16 protein-coding genes and 1 tRNA gene are annotated in these 18,397 nt (G+C 72.7%); 10 read left to right on the top strand and 7 right to left on the bottom strand.

Annotated features, from left to right (window positions below; translation table 11 throughout):
- The first annotated feature begins 229 nt into the window (after positions 1–229).
- The 4 genes from ABZ576_RS16105 to ABZ576_RS16090 all read left to right on the top strand — a co-directional run bounded on the left by ABZ576_RS16105 (position 230) and on the right by ABZ576_RS16090 (position 3,120).
- Complete coding sequence (locus ABZ576_RS16105) at positions 230–499, top strand: hypothetical protein (protein WP_360740536.1); 270 nt, start codon at positions 230–232, stop codon at positions 497–499.
- Between the two features lie 378 nt (positions 500–877).
- Positions 878–2,098 carry a helix-turn-helix domain-containing protein gene (locus tag ABZ576_RS16100; protein WP_360740534.1) on the top strand — a complete coding sequence of 407 codons (1,221 nt, stop codon included), beginning with the start codon at positions 878–880 and terminating at the stop codon, positions 2,096–2,098.
- A gap of 210 nt (positions 2,099–2,308) precedes the next feature.
- Positions 2,309–2,911 (top strand): oligoribonuclease, encoded by a 603-nt coding sequence (orn, locus tag ABZ576_RS16095; protein WP_360740532.1) that lies wholly within the window; start codon positions 2,309–2,311, stop codon positions 2,909–2,911.
- A 136-nt stretch (positions 2,912–3,047) separates the two neighbouring features.
- Positions 3,048–3,120: transfer RNA gene (locus ABZ576_RS16090), tRNA-His, on the top strand.
- 186 nt (positions 3,121–3,306) lie between these two features.
- On the opposite strand, the gene ABZ576_RS16085 is transcribed toward ABZ576_RS16090, so the two are convergent.
- Positions 3,307–4,362, bottom strand: a complete 1,056-nt coding sequence (locus tag ABZ576_RS16085; RefSeq protein WP_360740530.1) for a LacI family DNA-binding transcriptional regulator — start codon at positions 4,360–4,362, stop codon at positions 3,307–3,309.
- Between the two features lie 313 nt (positions 4,363–4,675).
- Between ABZ576_RS16085 and ABZ576_RS16080 the strand changes: the two genes are divergently transcribed.
- From ABZ576_RS16080 to ABZ576_RS16065, 4 genes are all read left to right on the top strand, one after another.
- A complete protein-coding gene (locus tag ABZ576_RS16080) occupies positions 4,676–6,004 on the top strand; it encodes an ABC transporter substrate-binding protein (protein WP_360740528.1) in 1,329 nt (442 codons plus the stop codon).
- The gene (locus tag ABZ576_RS16075; protein ID WP_360740526.1) at positions 6,001–7,026 is read left to right on the top strand and encodes a sugar ABC transporter permease; all 1,026 of its coding nucleotides are present in this window, start codon (positions 6,001–6,003) and stop codon (positions 7,024–7,026) included. The genes ABZ576_RS16080 and ABZ576_RS16075 overlap by 4 nt, the downstream gene beginning before the upstream one ends.
- Positions 7,023–7,907: a carbohydrate ABC transporter permease gene (locus ABZ576_RS16070; RefSeq protein ID WP_360740524.1), complete on the top strand. Its 885-nt coding sequence runs from the start codon at positions 7,023–7,025 to the stop codon at positions 7,905–7,907. The genes ABZ576_RS16075 and ABZ576_RS16070 overlap by 4 nt, the downstream gene beginning before the upstream one ends.
- A gap of 98 nt (positions 7,908–8,005) precedes the next feature.
- Complete coding sequence (locus ABZ576_RS16065) at positions 8,006–9,436, top strand: GH1 family beta-glucosidase (RefSeq protein WP_360740522.1); 1,431 nt, start codon at positions 8,006–8,008, stop codon at positions 9,434–9,436.
- 35 nt (positions 9,437–9,471) lie between these two features.
- Here the strand turns inward: ABZ576_RS16065 and ABZ576_RS16060 are convergent, their stop codons facing one another.
- From ABZ576_RS16060 to ABZ576_RS16045, 4 genes are all read right to left on the bottom strand, one after another.
- Positions 9,472–10,575 carry a hypothetical protein gene (locus ABZ576_RS16060; RefSeq protein WP_360740520.1) on the bottom strand — a complete coding sequence of 368 codons (1,104 nt, stop codon included), beginning with the start codon at positions 10,573–10,575 and terminating at the stop codon, positions 9,472–9,474.
- Between the two features lie 254 nt (positions 10,576–10,829).
- Complete coding sequence (locus ABZ576_RS16055) at positions 10,830–12,299, bottom strand: cellulose binding domain-containing protein (RefSeq protein WP_360740518.1); 1,470 nt, start codon at positions 12,297–12,299, stop codon at positions 10,830–10,832.
- A gap of 134 nt (positions 12,300–12,433) precedes the next feature.
- The gene (locus tag ABZ576_RS16050; protein ID WP_360740516.1) at positions 12,434–13,837 is read right to left on the bottom strand and encodes a HAMP domain-containing sensor histidine kinase; all 1,404 of its coding nucleotides are present in this window, start codon (positions 13,835–13,837) and stop codon (positions 12,434–12,436) included.
- Entirely contained in the window at positions 13,834–14,538 is a 705-nt protein-coding gene (locus tag ABZ576_RS16045) for a response regulator transcription factor (protein ID WP_360740514.1), read from the bottom strand. Before ABZ576_RS16045 ends, ABZ576_RS16050 begins: the two co-directional genes overlap by 4 nt.
- 98 nt (positions 14,539–14,636) lie before the next feature.
- Between ABZ576_RS16045 and ABZ576_RS16040 the strand changes: the two genes are divergently transcribed.
- On the top strand, positions 14,637–15,149 hold the full coding sequence (locus ABZ576_RS16040) for a hypothetical protein (protein WP_360740512.1): 513 nt from the start codon (positions 14,637–14,639) through the stop codon (positions 15,147–15,149).
- Positions 15,150–15,201: 52 nt separating this feature from the next.
- Here ABZ576_RS16040 and ABZ576_RS16035 read toward each other — a convergent pair whose 3' ends face one another.
- Positions 15,202–16,068 carry a fused MFS/spermidine synthase gene (locus ABZ576_RS16035; protein WP_360740510.1) on the bottom strand — a complete coding sequence of 289 codons (867 nt, stop codon included), beginning with the start codon at positions 16,066–16,068 and terminating at the stop codon, positions 15,202–15,204.
- A gap of 34 nt (positions 16,069–16,102) precedes the next feature.
- A complete protein-coding gene (locus ABZ576_RS16030; protein ID WP_360740508.1) occupies positions 16,103–16,510 on the bottom strand; it encodes a hypothetical protein in 408 nt (135 codons plus the stop codon).
- Between the two features lie 265 nt (positions 16,511–16,775).
- On the opposite strand from ABZ576_RS16030, the gene ABZ576_RS16025 reads away from it, so the two are divergent.
- Positions 16,776–18,263 (top strand): hypothetical protein, encoded by a 1,488-nt coding sequence (locus tag ABZ576_RS16025; protein WP_360740506.1) that lies wholly within the window; start codon positions 16,776–16,778, stop codon positions 18,261–18,263.
- Positions 18,264–18,397: the final 134 nt, after the last annotated feature.

Raw genomic sequence — 18,397 nt, 5'->3', positions numbered from 1 at the left:
CCCCCAAGGGTACGGCGGCACGCCTCCTGAGCCCAGATACCGCGCACGCTCCGTGAGCGGCCCCCCGACGTCCGTAGGGGTTCACCGGAGCATGCACGAGCCGCGCCCGTAACGCAATGGTTGCTGCCCCGTACAGGCGGTTTGCACGGCGTTCACAGATGCGCGGCCGGTGACCGACGCGCCGGACGGGCGTTGAACCGGGGTGAACCACCGCCACAGGGAGTACGAGATGCCCGGACCCCGATCCAGCAGCGAGCCGCGCCCCGCGCCGGACACCGCGGGCGATGTGATCCGCTGGGCCGCCTTCAGCTGCGTGCTCGTGCCGGTGGTCCTCGTCTGGTACGGCACCTCGCTGGCCGGCGCCGCGGGCGCCGCGCTGGGCCTCGCCGCCGTCACGGCCGCGTGCCGGGTGCTGCTGCGCCGGTCCGAGCGGTGCGCCGAGCGTTGCGCCGCGCAAAGAGGCGGACGTCACACCCGGGGGAAGACACCGGTCGACTGACCTGTTTCCGCGCCTCCGAACGCAGCTTTTCAGCCAACTTCTGGATATCGACCAGGAGGGGTCCGAACCACCCCGCAACCCCCGTTCCACCTGCACGGAAAGGGTCCAGGGGGCGCTGCGCACCCTACGCGGTTTGGCCACCGCGACAAGGCGCACTTCCCTGCACGCCTCACGAGTGCAACCCTTCGTGATCGAATGCTTCACGCCAAGTTGTCATGTCGACAATGTGCCGCGTGTGGAACTGGTCACCGTGCGATCGCGGGAGCCAGTAAATTCGATCTTGACTGTCTTACGGCGGGGGACTCGTGCAGGACCGAGGGGAAACGTGCAGGAGCGACACAACCGAGGAGCCGCGACCACCGAGGGGGGCTTAGCAGTATGAGCCACGACTCCACTGCCGCGCAGGAGGCCGCGGTCCGGAAACTGTCCGGGCGACGGCGCAAGGAGATCGTCGCGGTGCTGCTGTTCAGCGGCGGACCCATCTTCGAGAGTTCCATTCCGCTGTCGGTGTTCGGGATCGACCGCCAGGACGCCGGCGTGCCGCGCTACCGCCTGTTGGTGTGTGCCGGCGAGGAAGGCCCACTGCGGACCACAGGGGGCCTGGAACTCACCGCACCGCATGGGCTGGAGGCGATCTCCCGGGCCGGGACGGTCGTCGTACCGGCCTGGCGGTCGATCACCTCGCCGCCGCCGGAGGAGGCACTCGACGCGCTGCGTCGGGCACACGAGGAGGGCGCCCGCATCGTCGGGCTGTGCACGGGCGCGTTCGTGCTCGCGGCGGCCGGACTGCTGGACGGCCGCCCGGCGACCACCCACTGGATGTACGCACCGACGCTGGCCAAGCGCTACCCGTCGGTCCACGTCGATCCACGGGAGCTGTTCGTCGACGACGGCGACGTGCTGACGAGCGCGGGTACCGCGGCCGGAATCGATCTCTGTCTCCACATCGTGCGGACGGACCACGGCAACGAGGCGGCCGGCGCGCTCGCCCGGCGCCTGGTGGTACCGCCGCGCCGGTCGGGCGGCCAGGAGCGCTATCTCGACAGGTCTTTACCCGAGGAGATCGGCGCCGACCCGCTCGCCGAGGTCGTCGCCTGGGCGCTGGAACACCTCCACGAGCAGTTCGACGTGGAGACACTGGCGGCACGCGCCTACATGAGCCGCCGTACGTTCGACCGCCGGTTCCGCTCGCTGACCGGGAGCGCTCCGCTGCAATGGCTGATCACGCAGCGGGTGCTCCAGGCGCAGCGGCTGCTGGAGACGTCGGACTACTCCGTGGACGAGGTGGCCGGCCGCTGCGGGTTCCGCTCGCCGGTCGCGCTGCGCGGGCACTTCCGCCGCCAGCTCGGCTCGTCCCCCGCCGCCTACCGGGCCGCCTACCGGGCTCGCCGGCCGCAGGGCGACAAGCCCGGTGAGGCGGAGCCGCCGGTGCAGCAGCACGGACAGCAGGGCGCGCCCACGGGCCTGCCCGGGCACGGGCCGGTCGGCCCGCCGCCCGCACTGCTGCACGACCACCGGGACGGCGGGGTGCCGATGCAGAGCCGCCGGGCCGCGGCCGGGGCGGTGGGCCTGCTGCCGGGCCCGCGCAGCGGCAACTGAGCGGTGGCGTGACGCGTCAGCGTGACGCGTCAGCGCGACGCGGTAGCGCGACGCGGTAGCGCGACCGAGCGGTAGTGCGACCGAGCGGTGGCGCGACGGAACGACCGAAGGGGGCGGAGCCGGACTCCGCCCCCTTCGCCGTGCCCGCGCACCGACGAGGTCGCCGCACGGTCGGTCCAGCTCAGCGCGGCTCGCCGTAAGGTGAGACACATGAACGATCGCATGGTGTGGATCGACTGCGAGATGACCGGCCTCTCGCTGTCCGACGACGCTCTCATCGAGGTGGCCGCCCTCGTCACCGACTCCGAGCTCAACGTGCTCGGCGAAGGGGTGGACATCGTCATCCGCCCGCCGGCCCAGGCGCTGGAGACGATGCCGGAGGTGGTCCGTCAGATGCACACCGCGTCCGGGCTGCTCGCCGAGCTGGAGGGCGGCACGACCCTGAAGGACGCCGAGGAGCAGGTCCTGGCGTACGTGCGCGAGCACGTGAAGGAGCCCGGCAAGGCGCCGCTGTGCGGCAACTCCGTCGGCACCGACCGCGGCTTCCTGCTGCGGGACATGCCGACCCTGGAGGACTACCTGCACTACCGGATCGTGGACGTGTCCTCGGTCAAGGAGCTGGCCCGCCGCTGGTACCCGCGGGCGTACTTCAACAGCCCGGAGAAGAACGGCAACCACCGGGCCCTCGCCGACATCCGCGAGTCGATCGCCGAGCTGCGCTACTACCGGGAAGCCATCTTCGTCCCGCAGCCCGGCCCGGACTCCGACACCGCGAAGGCGATCGCCGCCAAGCACGTCCTGCCCGCGCAGTAGCCGCCCGGGGGTCCGCGAGGGCCCCTCCGGAGGGTCCGCCGGGCCCTCGCGAAAACGTGTGCGCGAGCACCCCTTCGGACCCTGTAGACTTCTTCTCGGCCGGTCGGGGAAGGCACCGAACGAACCGCCGGTCATGGTGGGTGTAGCTCAGCTGGTAGAGCACCTGGTTGTGGTCCAGGATGCCGCGGGTTCGAGTCCCGTCACTCACCCTGAGTGATCAGCCGGTGACTCCGTCGCAAGACGGGTCACCGGCTGATCTTTTTGTACCGCCAGAGTCTCAGCTGACGGCATGCGCCCGCTCCGGCGGGGCTCCCGGTCGCGGCCGGCGGCCGCCGCCGCGGGCTCGCCCGGCGGGCACCGGCCCGCTCACACCCCCGCGGCCCCGGCGCCCGACCTCACGACGACGCCCGCACCACCAGTTCCGTCGGCAGCACCGCCTGGCGTCGGTCCAGCTCGCGGGAGGCGGGTGGGCGGCGGTCGGAGATCTCCGTGAGGAGGAGGTCGATCATCGCGCGGCCCATCTCCTGGATGGGCTGGCGGACACTGGTGAGCGGCGGGTCCATGTGCCGGGCGATGGCGGAGTCGTCGTACCCGACCAGGGCGACGTCGTCGGGGATGCGGCGGCCTGCCTCGCGCAGCACCTGCCGCGCGCCGGCCGCCGTCACGTCCGAGCCGGCGAAGACCGCGTCCAGGTCGGGGTGGCGGGCGAGCAGCGCCGTCATCGCCCGGCGGCCGCCCTCCTCGGTGAAGTCGCCGCGCTCGATGAGGAGTTCGTCCGCCGGGTGGCCCGCATCCCGCAGGGCGTCGCGGTAGCCGTCGACACGGCGCTGGGCGCCGTAGACGTCCAGGCGGCCGGTGATGTGCGCGATCCGGCGGCGGCCCCGGCCCAGCAGGTGCTCCACCGCCGAGCGGGCACCGCCGTAGTTGTCGGAGTCCACCGAGGTCAGCGACTCGGCCGCCGAGCGCGGGCCGCTGATCACGGCCGGGATCTCCAGCTGGGCCAGCAGGTCCGGGAGCGGGTCGTCGGCGTGGACCGAGACCAGCAGGACGCCGTCGACACGGTGGGCCGCCAGGTACTGGGCCAGGCGCTGCCGCTCGCGGTCGCTGCCGGCGAAGATCAGCAGCAACTGCATCTCGGTCTCCGACAGTTCCGCGCCGACCCCGCGCAGCATGTCGGAGAAGTAGGGCTCGGCGAAGAACCGGGTCTCCGGCTCGGGGACGACCAGGGCGATGGCATCGGTGCGGTTGGCCGCGAGGGCGCGGGCGGCCGTGTTGGGGACGTAGCCCAGCTCGGCGACGGCCGCCTCGACCGCCGCGCGGGTGGCGTCACTGACCCGGGGCGAGCCGTTGATCACCCGGGAGACCGTGCCCCGCCCGACCCCGGCCCGAGCGGCGACCTCTTCGAGGGTGGGCCGCCCTCCGCTCCGGCCCCGCCCTCCGTGGCTTGCCATGGGCTCCGCCTTTCTCACCGCGTCCTGCCTTGCTTCTGGCTGGAATCTAACAGTCCCGGCCCCGGTGACGAGCGGTCCGAGGTCGCGCGAGGGCAGTTAACAGGCAGATAACTGAACGCGGTTCGCCCCGTCCGTTCCCTTGACACCCCGGCGGGAACCGACGACTCTTCAACACATCACCTGTGGGAGCGCTCCCACAGTACCTGACACCTACACAACCCGCACGTTCCCCGCCCGAGCCGCAGCGAGCACGAACGGGCCCGATCCATGCAGTTGGCCGGGGGGTCGGCACGTCAGGCAACAGGAGGACGCAATGCGCACGAGCATCCGCCGGTCCCATCGGCTGATGGCCCTCGCGGCCGTGGCCGCACTGACCACGGGGCTGCTGGCCGGCTGCGCCAACGACTCGGACGACGACTCGAACGACTCGGGCGGCGACGGCGGTGGCGGCAAGGGCAAGATCACGCTGACCATAGGAACCTTCGGCGTCTTCGGCTACAAGCAGGCCGGCCTCTACGACGAATACATGAAGCTCCACAAAGACATCAACATCAAGGAGAACGTCACCACTCGTACCGACGTCTACTGGCCGAAGGTACTCACCCGCCTCCAGGCCGGCTCCGGCACCGACGACATCCAGGCCATCGAGGTCGGCAACATCACCGAGGCCGTGCAGACCCAGGCGAACAAGTTCGTCGACCTCGGCAAGGAGGTCGACAAGTCGCAGTGGCTGGACTGGAAGCTCGCGCAGGCGACCACCAAGGACGGCAGGACCATCGGCCTCGGCACCGACATCGGTCCGATGGCGATCTGCTACCGCAAGGACCTGTTCCAGAAGGCCGGCCTGGAGACGGACCGCAACAAGCTCGCCGCCCAGTGGAAGGGCGACTGGGCCAAGTACGTCGACCTGGGCAAGCAGTACATGAAGAAGGCGCCCGGCGGCACCAAGTTCGTGGACTCCGCGTCCTCGGTCTACAACGCGGCCCTCGGCGGCGGCGAAACCCGGTACTACGACGAGGACGGCAACGTCGTCTGGGACCGGTCCACCGGTGTGCGGGACGCCTGGGACGCGGCGATGACGGTCGCCACCAGCGACATGTCGGCGAAGCTGAAGCAGTTCGACAAGCCGTGGGACCAGGGCTTCGCCAACGGCACCTTCGCGACGGTGGCCTGCCCGGCCTGGATGATCGGCTACATCCAGCAGAAGTCCGGTGACACGGGCAAGGGCAACTGGGACGTCGCCGCGGCCCCGACCGCGGCCAACTGGGGCGGTTCCTTCCTCGGTGTGCCGACGGCGGGCAAGCACCAGAAGGAGGCCATCGAGCTGGCGAAGTGGCTGACCGCGCCGGAGCAGCAGGCGAAGGTCTTCGCCAAGCAGGCCAGCTTCCCGTCCACCCCGTCGGCGTACGCGAGCCTGACGCCGGCCGCGGACACCACGGCGTACTTCTCGAACGCGCCGATCACGCAGATCTTCTCCGAGTCGGCGAAGACGATCCCGACGCAGTACTTCGGCACCAAGGACCAGCCGATCAACACCGCGCTCACCGACGTCGGCATCCTCCAGGTCGAGCAGAAGGGCAAGTCGCCCGAGCAGGGCTGGGACGCCGCGAAGAACGAGATCAAGGACGTGCTCGGCCAGTGAGCAGCTCCAAGCAGGCTCTCGCGCATTCCGCGTCGAGCGCCGAGGCCGCGCCCGGCTCCTCGCCGGGCGCGGCCCGGGGCGCTCGCGGTCGCGGTGCGCCGGCGGGCGCCGACTCCTGGCGCAGCCGGCTGTACCGCTGGGACATGAAGGCGTCGCCGTACGCCTTCGTCGCCCCCTTCTTCCTCCTCTTCGGGGCCTTCTCCCTGGTCCCCCTGCTCTACACGGCCTGGTACTCGCTGCACGACGTGCAGCTGTCGGCCCTCGACCACCAGACCTGGGCGGGCCTGGACAACTACGAGAACCTGCTGTCCTCGGACTTCTTCTGGAACGCCCTGAAGAACACCCTCACCATCGGCATCATCTCGACCGTGCCGCAGCTGCTGGCCGCGATCGGGCTCGCGCACCTGCTCAACTACAAGCTGCGCGGCTCGACCGCGTGGCGGGTCGTGATGCTGACGCCGTACGCCACCTCCGTGGCCGCCGCGACCCTGGTGTTCACGCTGCTGTACTCCTGGGACGGCGGCATGGTCAACTGGATCCTCGAGTTCTTCGGGGTCGACCCGGTCAACTGGCGGGAGTCCGACTGGGGTTCGCAGTTCGCGGTGTCGTCGATCGTGATCTGGCGGTGGACCGGGTACAACGCGCTGATCTACCTGGCCGCCATGCAGGCCATTCCGGCCGATCTGTACGAGTCGGCGGCGATCGACGGGGCGAGCCGCTGGCAGCAGTTCCGGCACGTGACCATCCCGCAGCTGCGGCCGACGATCCTGTTCACGGTGGTCGTCTCCACCATCGGCGCGACCCAGCTCTTCGGTGAGCCCTTGCTGTTCGGCGGGGTCAGCGGGACCAAGGGCGGCTCGGAGCACCAGTACCAGACGCTCGGCCTGTACATGTACGACCAGGGCTGGATCATCGGCAACCTCGGCAAGGCGTCCGCGATCGCCTGGTCGATGTTCCTCATCCTGCTGATCATCGCCGCGGTCAACCTGCTGCTCACCCGACGGCTGAGGAAGTCCCAATGACCACCACTGAACTGACGCCGGCCCGGAAGAACGGCGGGCGCCGGGGCCGGATGGGTGCCGGCAAGCAGCTGCACGCGGGCCCGGTGGCGTACCTCGTGCTGACCGTGTTCGCGCTGGTCTCGCTCGCTCCGCTGGTGTGGACGGCGATCGCGGCCTCCCGCACCGACCGGCGGCTGGCCGAGACCCCGCCGCCCCTGTGGTTCGGCGGCAACCTGTTCAAGAACCTGGAGGCGGCCTGGGACCAGGCCGGGCTCGGCACCGCGATGTTCAACTCGCTGATCGTGGCGGGCACGATCACGGTGAGCACGGTGCTGTTCTCGACGCTGGCCGGCTTCGCCTTCGCCAAGCTGCGGTTCCGGTTCTCCAACGTGCTGCTGCTGCTGACCATCGGCACGATGATGATCCCGCCGCAGCTGGCCGTCGTACCGCTGTATCTGTGGATGTCGGACTTCGGCTGGTCGAACCAGCTCCAGACGGTGATCCTGCCGAGCCTGGTGACCGCCTTCGGTACGTTCTTCATGCGGCAGTACCTGCTGCAGGCGCTGCCGGGCGAACTGATCGAGGCGGCCCGGGTGGACGGGGCGAGCAGCCTGCGGATCGTCTGGCACGTGGTCTTCCCGGCGGCACGGCCCGCGATGGCGGTGCTGGGCCTGCTGACCTTCGTGTTCGCCTGGAACGACTTCCTGTGGCCGATCATCGCCCTGAACCAGCAGAACCCGACCGTGCAGGTGGCCTTGAACTCGCTCGGCACCGGGTATGTCCCCGACCAGGCGGTGATCATGGCGGGCGCGCTGCTCGGCACGTTGCCGCTGCTGATCGCCTTCCTGCTGTTCGGCAAGCAGATCGTGGGCGGGATCATGCAGGGCGCGATCAAGGGCTGATCCGCCCGTTCCGTCCCCGGGGGCCGGGTCACCGCCGGCCCGGCCCCCTCCTCCGCATTCATCCACCGGCACTCGACACCCTTCATGGGAGCGCTTCCATGCCTGACTCCGTTTCGTCCGTCACCTTTCCTCCCGCCTTCCTCTGGGGCGCCGCGACCTCGGCTTACCAGATCGAGGGGGCGGTGCGGGAGGACGGCCGCACGCCCTCGATCTGGGACACCTTCAGCCATACGCCGGGCAAGACGGCCGGTGGCGAGACGGGGGACGTCGCGGTCGACCATTACCACCGCTACCGCGACGACGTGGCGCTCATGGCGGAGCTGGGCCTGAACGCGTACCGCTTCTCCGTCTCCTGGTCCCGGGTGCAGCCGACGGGCCGGGGACCGGCGGTCCAGCGCGGCCTGGACTTCTACCGCCGCCTGGTGGACGAGCTGCTGTCGGCCGGCATCAAGCCGGCGATCACGCTCTACCACTGGGACCTGCCGCAGGAGCTGGAGGACGTGGGCGGCTGGCCGGAGCGGGACACCGCCTTCCGGTTCGCCGAGTACGCCCAGATCGTCGGGGAGGCGCTGGGTGACCGGGTGGAGCAGTGGATCACCCTGAACGAACCCTGGTGCAGCGCCTTCCTGGGCTACGGGTCCGGGGTGCACGCCCCCGGCCGCACCGATCCGGCGGCCTCCCTGCGCGCCGCCCACCACCTCAACCTGGCCCACGGCCTGGCCGCTTCGGCCCTGCGGGCGGCGATGCCGTCCCGCAACCAGATCGCGATCAGCCTCAACTCCTCGGTGGTAAGGCCGCTCACCCAGGACCCGGCCGACCTGGACGCGGCCCGCCGGATCGACGACCTGGCCAACGGCGTCTTCCACGGCCCGATGCTGCACGGGGTGTACCCGGCGACGCTGCTGGAGGCCACGCGCTCGGTGACCGACTGGTCGTACGTCCTCGACGGCGACCTGCGCACGATCAACACCCCGCTGGACGCGCTCGGCCTGAACTACTACACCCCGGCCCTGGTCTCCGCCGCGTCCGGCGAGCTCAAGGGCCCCCGGGCGGACGGTCACGGGGCCAGCGACCACTCGCCGTGGCCGGGCGCCGACGACGTCCTCTTCCACCAGACCCCCGGCGACCGCACGGAGATGGGCTGGACGATCGACCCGACGGGCCTGTACGACCTGCTCATGCGCTACACCCGCGAGGCGCCCGGCCTGCCCCTGTACGTCACGGAGAACGGCGCGGCCTACGACGACAAGCCCGAGCCCGACGGCAGCGTCCACGACCCGGAGCGCATCGCCTACCTGCACGGCCACCTGGCGGAGGTGCGCCGTGCCATCACCGACGGCGCCGACGTGCGCGGCTACTACCTGTGGTCCTTGCTGGACAACTTCGAGTGGGCGTACGGCTACGGCAAGCGGTTCGGCGCGGTGTACGTGGACTACGCGACGCTGGAGCGGACGCCGAAGGCGAGCGCTCGCTGGTACGGGGAGACGGCGCGCACGGGGGTGCTGCCGCCGGTCGAGCCGGTCTCCTGAACGGGCGGGCGCGGCCCGTCGGGGGGCGGGCCGCGTCAGCAGGACGCGAGGGTCCCGGGATCGCCGGCGAGGGCGGTGGCCGTGACCCAGCCGGTCGCGCCGCCGGCCAGCCGCAGCCGGACCCAGAGGCCGCTGGTCCGGCCGTGGGCGGTGACCTCCTCGCCCTGCCCGGCGCAGACCGCCTGGTAGTCGAAGCCGGCCACGACGGTGGCGACCGGCTCGCCGGTCGTGCTCGGTGCGGAGCGGACGGGCGCGCCCGCGTCGGCGTGGACGCCGGTGGTGTCGGTGGGGACGGCGTCCGGGCTTTCGCCGGGCGTGCCCTGCGGGGAGGCGGTGCCGGTCGGGGAGGGCGTGCCGTCCACCGGTGAGGGGCTCGGCGGGACGGCGGGCCCGGAGACGTAGACCGTGGCCGCCTGCTCGGCGCTCGCGGTGACCTCGTCCCCGGGTCCCGGCTGCCCGTCGGCGGCCGGGGGCAGCTGGACGGAGCCCTCGGGCGCGGTGGGGATGACCACCCGGGTCACCGTGCCCTCGGGGCGGTCGGCCGGTTCGGTGGCGTACCGGACGGTGAGGCAGAGGGCGGCCAGCCCGGCCACCGTGTCCGCGACGGAGTCACCGGCCGACACCTCCGGCAGGGTGACCGGAATGCTCCCGCCGTCCGGGCAGGAGGCGGCCGAGGCGGTGGGGACCGGGGTGCTCTGCGGGGTGTCGGATATCTTCAGCGTTCCGCCGGTGTTCCGCCGGGTGAAGTCGGCCCGGAGAATTCCCTTCGCGGGAACCAGTGGGACGCCGTCGAGCGCCGGTTCCACCGTGTGCTTGGTGCGGACCAGAAAACCGGATTCGACCAGTCCGAGTTTTCTGTCGACATACCGGATGACGGCGGTGAGATATCCCTTGGGATTTTTCTCGAACTGGTGCTCCACACCGGTGTTTACACTGAACACGCCGATCGGTGTCACGAAATTCCTGCCCGCGGAGACACTGATCTTCCCGGCGGAGTCGAGGGTGAAGGTCACCGGCACGAAGGCCGGGGTGAAGGAGACGGACGAGTCCTGCGGCTCGCAGCCCGCCGCGCCCAGCAGGGCGCCCATGGACACCCCCGCCAGCAGCAGGGCGATCACACGCGTGCGTATCGAGCCCATGTCCCGCTCCCCCCGATTCACCGCCGGCCCACGACGGCCCGGGCATCGTAGCGGCGCATTTCACGGACCCGCCACGGGAAATGACCGGCTGGGACCGCAGGGGTGGATGAGGCGGGGCCCGGCGCATTCGATCCGCCGGGCCCGATATGCACGCGTCGGCGGCCGGGACGACCACGCGTACGCCTACTCGTGCGCCTACGTGTGCGCCTATTCGTACGCCACTTGCACGCCTACCTGCACGCCTGCTTGTACGCCTACTTGTACGCCGCGAACGCCTTCGAGAACGCGAACGGTTCCTGGGTGATCGAGCTGCACGTCGCGTCGGCGGTCGGCTGGGTGCCGCCGGCGCACTGCTTGTCGCGGGTCGCGGACCACATGGAGAGCCAGCCCAGGCCCTTGGACCGGGCGAAGTCCACCAGCTGGGTGGCGTCGCCGACCTTGAAGACCTCGCTGGAGACGTCGTTGACGCCGATCATCGGGGTGACGGCGACGGCCTTCCAGGCGGCGGCGTCGGACAGCCCCAGCACGCTCTTGACCTGGGCCTGGGTGGCCGTCGCGGCCTGCTCGGCGTAGGTGCCCATGTCACCGCTGTAGGCGGGGCCGTAGTCCATCGCCATGATGTTGACCGTGTTGATCTTCACGCCCTTGGCCTTGGCGTCGGCGAGGAGGTTCACGCCGTCCTGGGTGAGGCCCTCGGGCATCACCGGGAGGGTGAAGGAGACGTCCAGGCCGGGGTGCTGGGACTGGAGCTTGGCGATGGCCTGGGCACGGCGGGAGTTGGCGGCCGTGTTCGGCAGCGCGCCGCCCTCGACGTCGAAGTCGACCTTGGTCAGTTTGAACGCGTCGACCGCCTTGCCGTAGGCCGCCGCCAGCGCGTCGGCGGAGGAGCAGGTGGTGGCCAGCTCGGAGCCGGAGGCGCCGCCGAAGGAGACCCGGACGTCACCGCCCTTGGCACGCAGCGCGCCGATCTGCGCGGCCACGCCGTCGCCGGTGAGGTCCGTGACGCCGCCCCACTTCGGGGTGCAGCCGCCGCCGTCGGTGAGGAAGGCGAGGTTGTAGTTCTTCACCCCGGTCGCCTCGGCGGCGCCGAGGAGGTCGAAGGCCGGGTAGAGGGAGGTGTCGACGTAGGGGGCGAAGCCCGCGGAGGCGGTGGTGCCCGTTCCGGTGCCGGTGCCGCCGGTCTGCGACGGGGTGGGGGCGGGGGTGGCGGTCCCGGTGGGCGTGGGTGTGGTCGCGGTGGGGGTCGGGGCCGGGGACTGCGACTGGGTCGGACGGCCGCTCGGCTCGGGGGTGGCGCCGCCGTCCGCGGAACACTGGGCGCCGTCGATACGACAGCCCGTCGGGTCGCCGCTGCCGCTCACCACGAAGCCGACGGTCACCGAAGCGCCGGGGGCCAGGCCGCCGGTGTCCCACCCGGCCGGCTTCACGGTGACGTGCCGGCCGCTGACGCTCGACTCCCCGTTCCACAGGGAGCCGAGCCGGGCGTCCGCCGGGAGGTCGAACTCCAGGGTCCAGCTCTTCCCGGCCTGGCCGCTGTTGTTGGTCACGACGTACTGCGCGGTGTAGCCGGTCGACCAGTCGCTGGTCCTGGTGTACGCCGCGTTCACGCCGGCCGCGTTGGCGGTGCCGGTGAGCAGGACCGCGCCGCCGCCGATCACGGCCGCGGCCAGCAGGCCGCCTATCGCCTTGTTCCTGCCACTGATCCTGCGCCGGTGCGTGCTCATGCGCGTGCCTGCTTTCGCTGCTCACTGAGGGGGACACAGGGGTTCACGGCCCTGTGGGATGCGGCAGCACGCTAGCGAGCCGGGATCGGGCAAACGGCTTGTTCCGGACGGTTGTTGCGGATCTTAGGGTGCGCTTAAGGAAGGGATCGGGGTCGGTTAAAGGTCGAGACCAGTCGGCCCGGCCGGCGGCGGCGCACCGCGTCCCGCCGGCGCCGGCCCACCGGTTTCCGTCCGTCCAGCTGGAACCAGATCCGCACCTCGGTGCCGCCCAGCACCGAGGCGCCGATGCGGACGTCACCGCCGGTGGACTCGGCGAGCCGGCGGACGATGTCCAGGCCGAGGCCGGTCGAACCGGTGTTGCCCGAGCCACGGCCGCGGGCCATCGCCGCCTCGGGGTCGGGTATGCCGGGGCCCGCGTCGGAGACCAGCACGATCACCGCGTCGTCGGCGTTGTGCACGTCGACCGCGAAGGCGGTGCCCTCCGGGGTGTGCCGGAAGACGTTGCCGAGCAGCGCGTCGAGCCCGGCGGCCAGGTCGGCGCGGGCCACGGGCAGGCGCACCGGCCGGTCGACGCCCGCCACCCGCCACTTGCGGCCCTCGTCCTCGGCGAGTGCGGACCAGAACTCCATCCGCTCGCGCACCACTTCGGCCGCGTCGCAGCCGGCGCCGGGTCCGGCGGCGGCGGTCTGCGGCTTGGCCTCCCGGGCCGTACGGATGATGGTGTCGACCTCGCGCTCCAGCTGGGCGACGGCGGCCCGGGTCTGCTCGGCGGCCGCTCCGCCGCCGAGGGAGGCCGTGTTGAGGCGGAGCACCGTGAGCGGGGTGCGCAGCCGGTGCGAGAGGTCGGCGGCCAGTTCCCGCTCGTTGGCCAGGAGCTGGACGACCTGGTCGGCCATGGAGTTGAACGCGACCGCGGCCAGGCGAAGTTCGGTCGGCCCCTCCTCCGGCACCCGGGCGCCCAGTTTCCCCTCGCCCAGCTCGTGCGCACCGTCGACGAGGCGCCGCGCGGGCCGGACCATGCGCACCCCCAGCCGGTCGGCGACGGCGACCGAGCCGACGATCAGGGCGAGGCCGACGGCCGCGAGCACCGCCCAGGCCGTGCCGACGCCGTTGGTCACCTCGGACTCCGGGACGAACACCTCGACCACCGCGATAGCGCCGGAGCCGAGGGCGACCGGCTGGAGCAGGGTGGAGCCGCCGGGCACCGCGGTGGTGGAGGCGCGGCCCAGTCTCCGCACGGCCTCGATGTCCGGGCCGGCGGCGCGCTGCCGGCCGAGGTCGAGCGCGTCCCGGCCGGCGTCGGCGGGCAGGTGGACCGCCATCCCGGAGCCGGCGCCGGCCGAGGCCACCACCCGCTCCAGCTCGTCGCGGTCGGTGGTGATGGACAGCGCGGGGGCGACCGCGGCGGCCTCCCGCTCCGCGCCTGCGAAGGCACGGTCGCGGGCCATCTCCTTGACGACCAGGCCGAGCGGTACGGCGAAGGCGACCACGACCATCGTGGTGACCGCCAGGCACACCTTGACCAGGGCCCATCTCATCGCGGCTCCCCCTCCACCGGGGGTTCGAGCTTCACGCCGACCCCCCGGAGCGTGTGCAGGTAGCGCGGCCGGGCGGCCGTCTCGCCCAGCTTCCGGCGCAGCCAGGACAGGTGGACGTCGATGGTCTGGTCGTCGCCGTAGGACTGCTGCCAGACCTCGGCGAGGAGTTCCTTGCGCGCGACGACGACACCGGGCCGGCCGGCGAGGAAGGCCAGCAGGTCGAACTCGCGGCGGGTCAGGTCGAGCCGTACGCCGTCCAGTTCGGCCTGGCGGCGCAGCGGGTCGACGGTCAGCCCGCCGACGCGGAGCACCGGGGAGGACGGGGCCTCGGCGCCGCCGGACCGGGCCCGGCGCAGCACGGCCGCGATGCGCGCGGAGAGGTGCTCGACGGAGAACGGCTTGGTCAGATAGTCGTCCGCCCCGGCGTTCAGCAGCCGGACGATCTCCGTCTCGTCGTCCCGGGCGGTGGCGATGATGACGGGCACGTCGGTGATGCCGCGCAGCATCTTCAGGGCCTCGGAGCCGTCCAGGTCCGGCAGTCCGAGGTCCAGGATGACCACGTCGAAGCGGAAATGGGCGACCTCGCGCAGCGCCTCCAGTGCCGTACCGACGCTGCGCACCGTGTGGGCGGCGTCGGTCAGCTGCCGGATGAGCGCCGAGCGTACGAACTGGTCGTCCTCGACCACGAGCACACTTGCCATGCGCCGCACCGTACGCCATGCGGACGACACCGGGCGGGCGCCTGTGGACAACCGGGGCAGGTGCGCACCGCGGCGCGGCTGGGGCAGTATGGCCCGCCATGCGCAGAGGACTCGTACACGTACTGGCGTGGCTGCTCGCGACGGGAGCGGCGGTCACGCTGTCCTGGTGGGGCGTGCACACGGTGATGGCCGGGACGGCGTACGACCCGCCGCGCGCCCTGCCCGTCACGGCGGCCGGGACGGACACCCGGGCCGCGGCGTCCGCCTCCCGGACGCCGGCCGCCTCCGTCACCCCGTCACACGAGCGGACGTCCCGGCCGGAGCCGGCGCCCGAGCGCACCCCGGCCCGCACACGGCGGCCCTCCCCGTCCCCCACCGCCACGGCCTCCGGCCGCGTGAAGTCCTACGACACCGACGGCGGCCGCGCGGTGTTCGACCTGGGCGTCCTGGACGCGACCCTGGTCTCGGCGACCCCGGGGGCCGGCTGGTCGATGCAGGTGTGGAAGACGGAAAGCTGGATCCGGGTGGAGTTCAGCCGGGGCACGGACCGGGTGTCGGTGTTCTGCACCTGGCACGACGGGCCGCCCCGGGTGGAGGTGGGCACGTACTGACCCCGCCGGGGCGAGGGCCGTCCGCCTGCGCGGTCCCGGGCCGGAGCGGGCCTCAGTGGAACACCGAGGGCGGCGGGGCCGGGGAGGCCACCGCGGCATCGTCCGTCACGGGCGGCGCGCCACCGGCGAAGTCGGTGAGCGCCCTGCCGTGTTCGACCCGGCCGGGATGGGCGTCGGAGGCGGCCCGGCGGGTGAGTTCGGCGAGGGGCAGCGGGAGGTCGGAGGCGACCAGGACGGCGTTGCCGAAGCGCTTGCCGCGCAGGACGGCCGCGTCGGCGATCAGCGCGAGTTCCGCGAACCGGGCGGCGGCGGTGGCGATCTGGCCGCGCACGTGCGCGAGTGGCGGGCCGTCGGCGATGTTGGCCGCGTAGACGCCGGAGGGCTTCAGCGCCCGGCGGACCTCGTCCAGGAACTCGGTGGAGGTGAGGTGGGCGGGGGTGCGGGCGCCGCTGAAGACGTCGGCGATCACCAGGTCCGCCCAGCCGTCGGGCACCTTGGCGAGGCCCGCGCGGGCGTCCACCGCACGCACCCGGATCCGCGCGCCCGGATCCAGCGGCAGCTCCCGGCGGACCAGGTGCACCAGGCTCGCGTCCCGTTCCACGACCTGCTGGGTGGAGCGGGGCCGGGTCGCCGCCACGTACCGGGCGAGGGTGAACGCGCCGCCGCCGAGGTGGACGGCGTGCACCGGCTTCCCGGGCGGGGCGAGGAGGTCGATGACGTGCCCGAGCCGGCGCTGGTACTCGAAGGACAGGTACGCCGGGTCGTCGAGGTCGACGTGCGACTGGGGCGCGCCGTCGATCAGCAGTGTCCACGCCCGGGAGCGGTCCGGGTCGGGCACGAGCCGCGCCAGCCCGCCGTCGACCGGCTCCTCGACGGCCGCGACGGCGGCCGTGCGCCGCGTGTTCCTGGACCTGCCCATCCGTCCATTCTCGCAGCCGCCGCGGACCCGCGCGTCAGCGGCGGCTGTCGGCGGCCTCGATCAGCCGGGCCGCCTCCCCCAGGGCCCGGCGCAGCACCACCGGGTCGGTGGCCAGGTCGGCCTCGCCGGGCGGCAGCAGCCAGTCGGAGCCCGCCACCGGGGGCTCGGGGTCCAGGCGCAGCCCGCGGCCGTCCGTCTCGGTGCAGGTGCTGCCCGGCACGTCCCAGCCGGCCGCCGTGCCGGCCGGCACCAGGAAGCCGAGGGTGTCGCAGCCGTCGTCGTGCAGGACGGGCCCCACCGCGTCCACGGCGCCCCGCCGCAGGATGTCGACGGCCTCCAGGCCCTGCCGGGCCGGGACCGTCACGAGGTCGCATCTCGCGTCACCGCCCCCGGGCCCGAACCCCGGTGACGTGCACGGTTCGTTGCTCTGGCTGGTCTCCATGCCGGCCTCCACCACACAGCCCTGTTGCGGTCCATGGAGTCCAACGCGTCGGCGCGTCAACGGCTACGGCACAAGTGCGCCGCAAAGGATGGCACTTCATGGCAGATCGTGCATGAGATATCCGGTTTGTAGCCAAACACCGCGTGGCGGGTCCTTCACAGCAGGTACGTTCATGCCCGCCGGAACCAGAGCGTCACACGGGCAACTCGCCCCGGAACCTCCCCGGTCCCGGCTGGTTCGACGGTTCGCACGAGAGGACCCGGCCATGGCGTCGTCAACGGTGACCTCGTCACAGCCCGAACGGCCACCCCGGCCGAACGCCGCCTTCCGGCAGCTGCGCGGCCGGCGCTCACCGGCCGAGTTCGCGGCGCTGGTGCGGCGGGCGGCACGCGAGATCGGTGAGCGGGTGAGCTGTGACGCTCGCTACATCGGCCGGGTGGAGGCGGGCGAGATCCGCTGCCCCAACTACGCGTACGAACGGGTGTTCCTGCACATGTTTCCCGGCCGCACGCTCACCGACCTCGGCTTCTCCCCCCGCTCGTCCGTGCGCGGACGCGCGGCGCGTACGGCCGTGGAGGCGCCGGGCGGAGGCGGCCCCGGCGGGGTGCCCGGTGAGTCACCGGGGGCAGGCGAGCCGTACGACACCCGGGAACCGCACGAACCTCCCCCCCGTTCCCCGCTGCGCGTGGACAGAGGGGACCCCCATGAGAAAGACCCCCTGAACCACGAGGAGAGCGACGTGCTGCGTCGCGCATTCATGACCGGCGGAGGCGCCACGGTGGCCGCCGCCACGCTGGCCCCGCTGGGGCTCACCACCGGCGCCGCGGCGGCGGAACGGCCGCCGCGGCGCGCCGGCACCCCCGAGGCGGCCGCCCTGGAGGAGGCCGTCCGCCGCATCCGGCTGCTCGACGACCGGCACGGCGCGGACGGCCTCTACCGGCGCGCGGCGGCTCCGCTGCGCGCGGCCTACGCCCTGCTCGACGCCGGGGCGACCCGGCAGACCACGGCCGACCGGCTGCACGCGGGCGCCGGTGAACTCGCCATCTCCGTCGGCTGGCTGGCCCACGACTCCGGCCGCTTCGACGACGCGCGCTCGCACTACGCGGAGGCGCTGGCCACCGCCCGCATGACCGGGGACCCGGGGCTGGAGGCGCACGCCTTCTGCAACACCGCGTTCCTGGCCCGCGACACGGGCCGCCCCCGGGAGGCGGTGCGGGCCGCGCAGGCCGCGCAGCGCGCCGGCCGGCCGCTCGGCTCCGCCCGGCTGATGTCCCTGCTCGCGCTGCGCGAGGCGGGCGGCTGGGCGGGGCTCGCCGACCGCACCGGCTGCGAGCAGGCGCTGGCCCGCGCGCACGCCCTCTTCGAGCGGGGCCACTCGGACGCCGACCCCGAGTGGATGAGCTTCTACGGGGAGGCCGAGCTGGAGGGGCTGGAGGCGCAGTGCTGGTCCACGCTGGGCGACTGGCGGCGGGCCTCCCGGCACGCGCGGCGCGCGGCGCGGCTCCAGGATCCGCACTTCACCCGCAACATCGCGCTCTACACCGCCGAACTGGCCGACGACCTCGCCCGCGAGGGCCGTCCCGACGAGGCGGCGGAGGCCGGCCTGCGGGTCCTGGCCCTGCTGGACCAGGTCCAGTCGTCGCGCATCCAGACGATGCTGGCGGGCACGGCCCGCGTCCTGCTGCCGCACCGGCGGGCGTCGGGGGTGTCGGAGTTCCTGGACCGGCACGCGTCGCTGCCACGGCGGACGTGACCGGGCGTCCGGCTGCACGGGCCGGCCCGGTCGCCGCTGACCCCGCTGCGGAACGCATCACCGCCACGGCGGACGCGACCAGGCGTCCGGCTGCGCGGGCCGGCCCGGCCGCCGCTGACCCCGCTGCCGCACGC

This window comes from Streptomyces sp. NPDC013455 (genome assembly GCF_040632975.1).
In the GTDB taxonomy this organism is placed as follows: Bacteria; Actinomycetota; Actinomycetes; order Streptomycetales; family Streptomycetaceae; genus Streptomyces.
The sequence above is the reverse complement of the archived record's forward strand: the minus strand, read 5'-3'. Positions and strand labels throughout refer to the sequence as shown.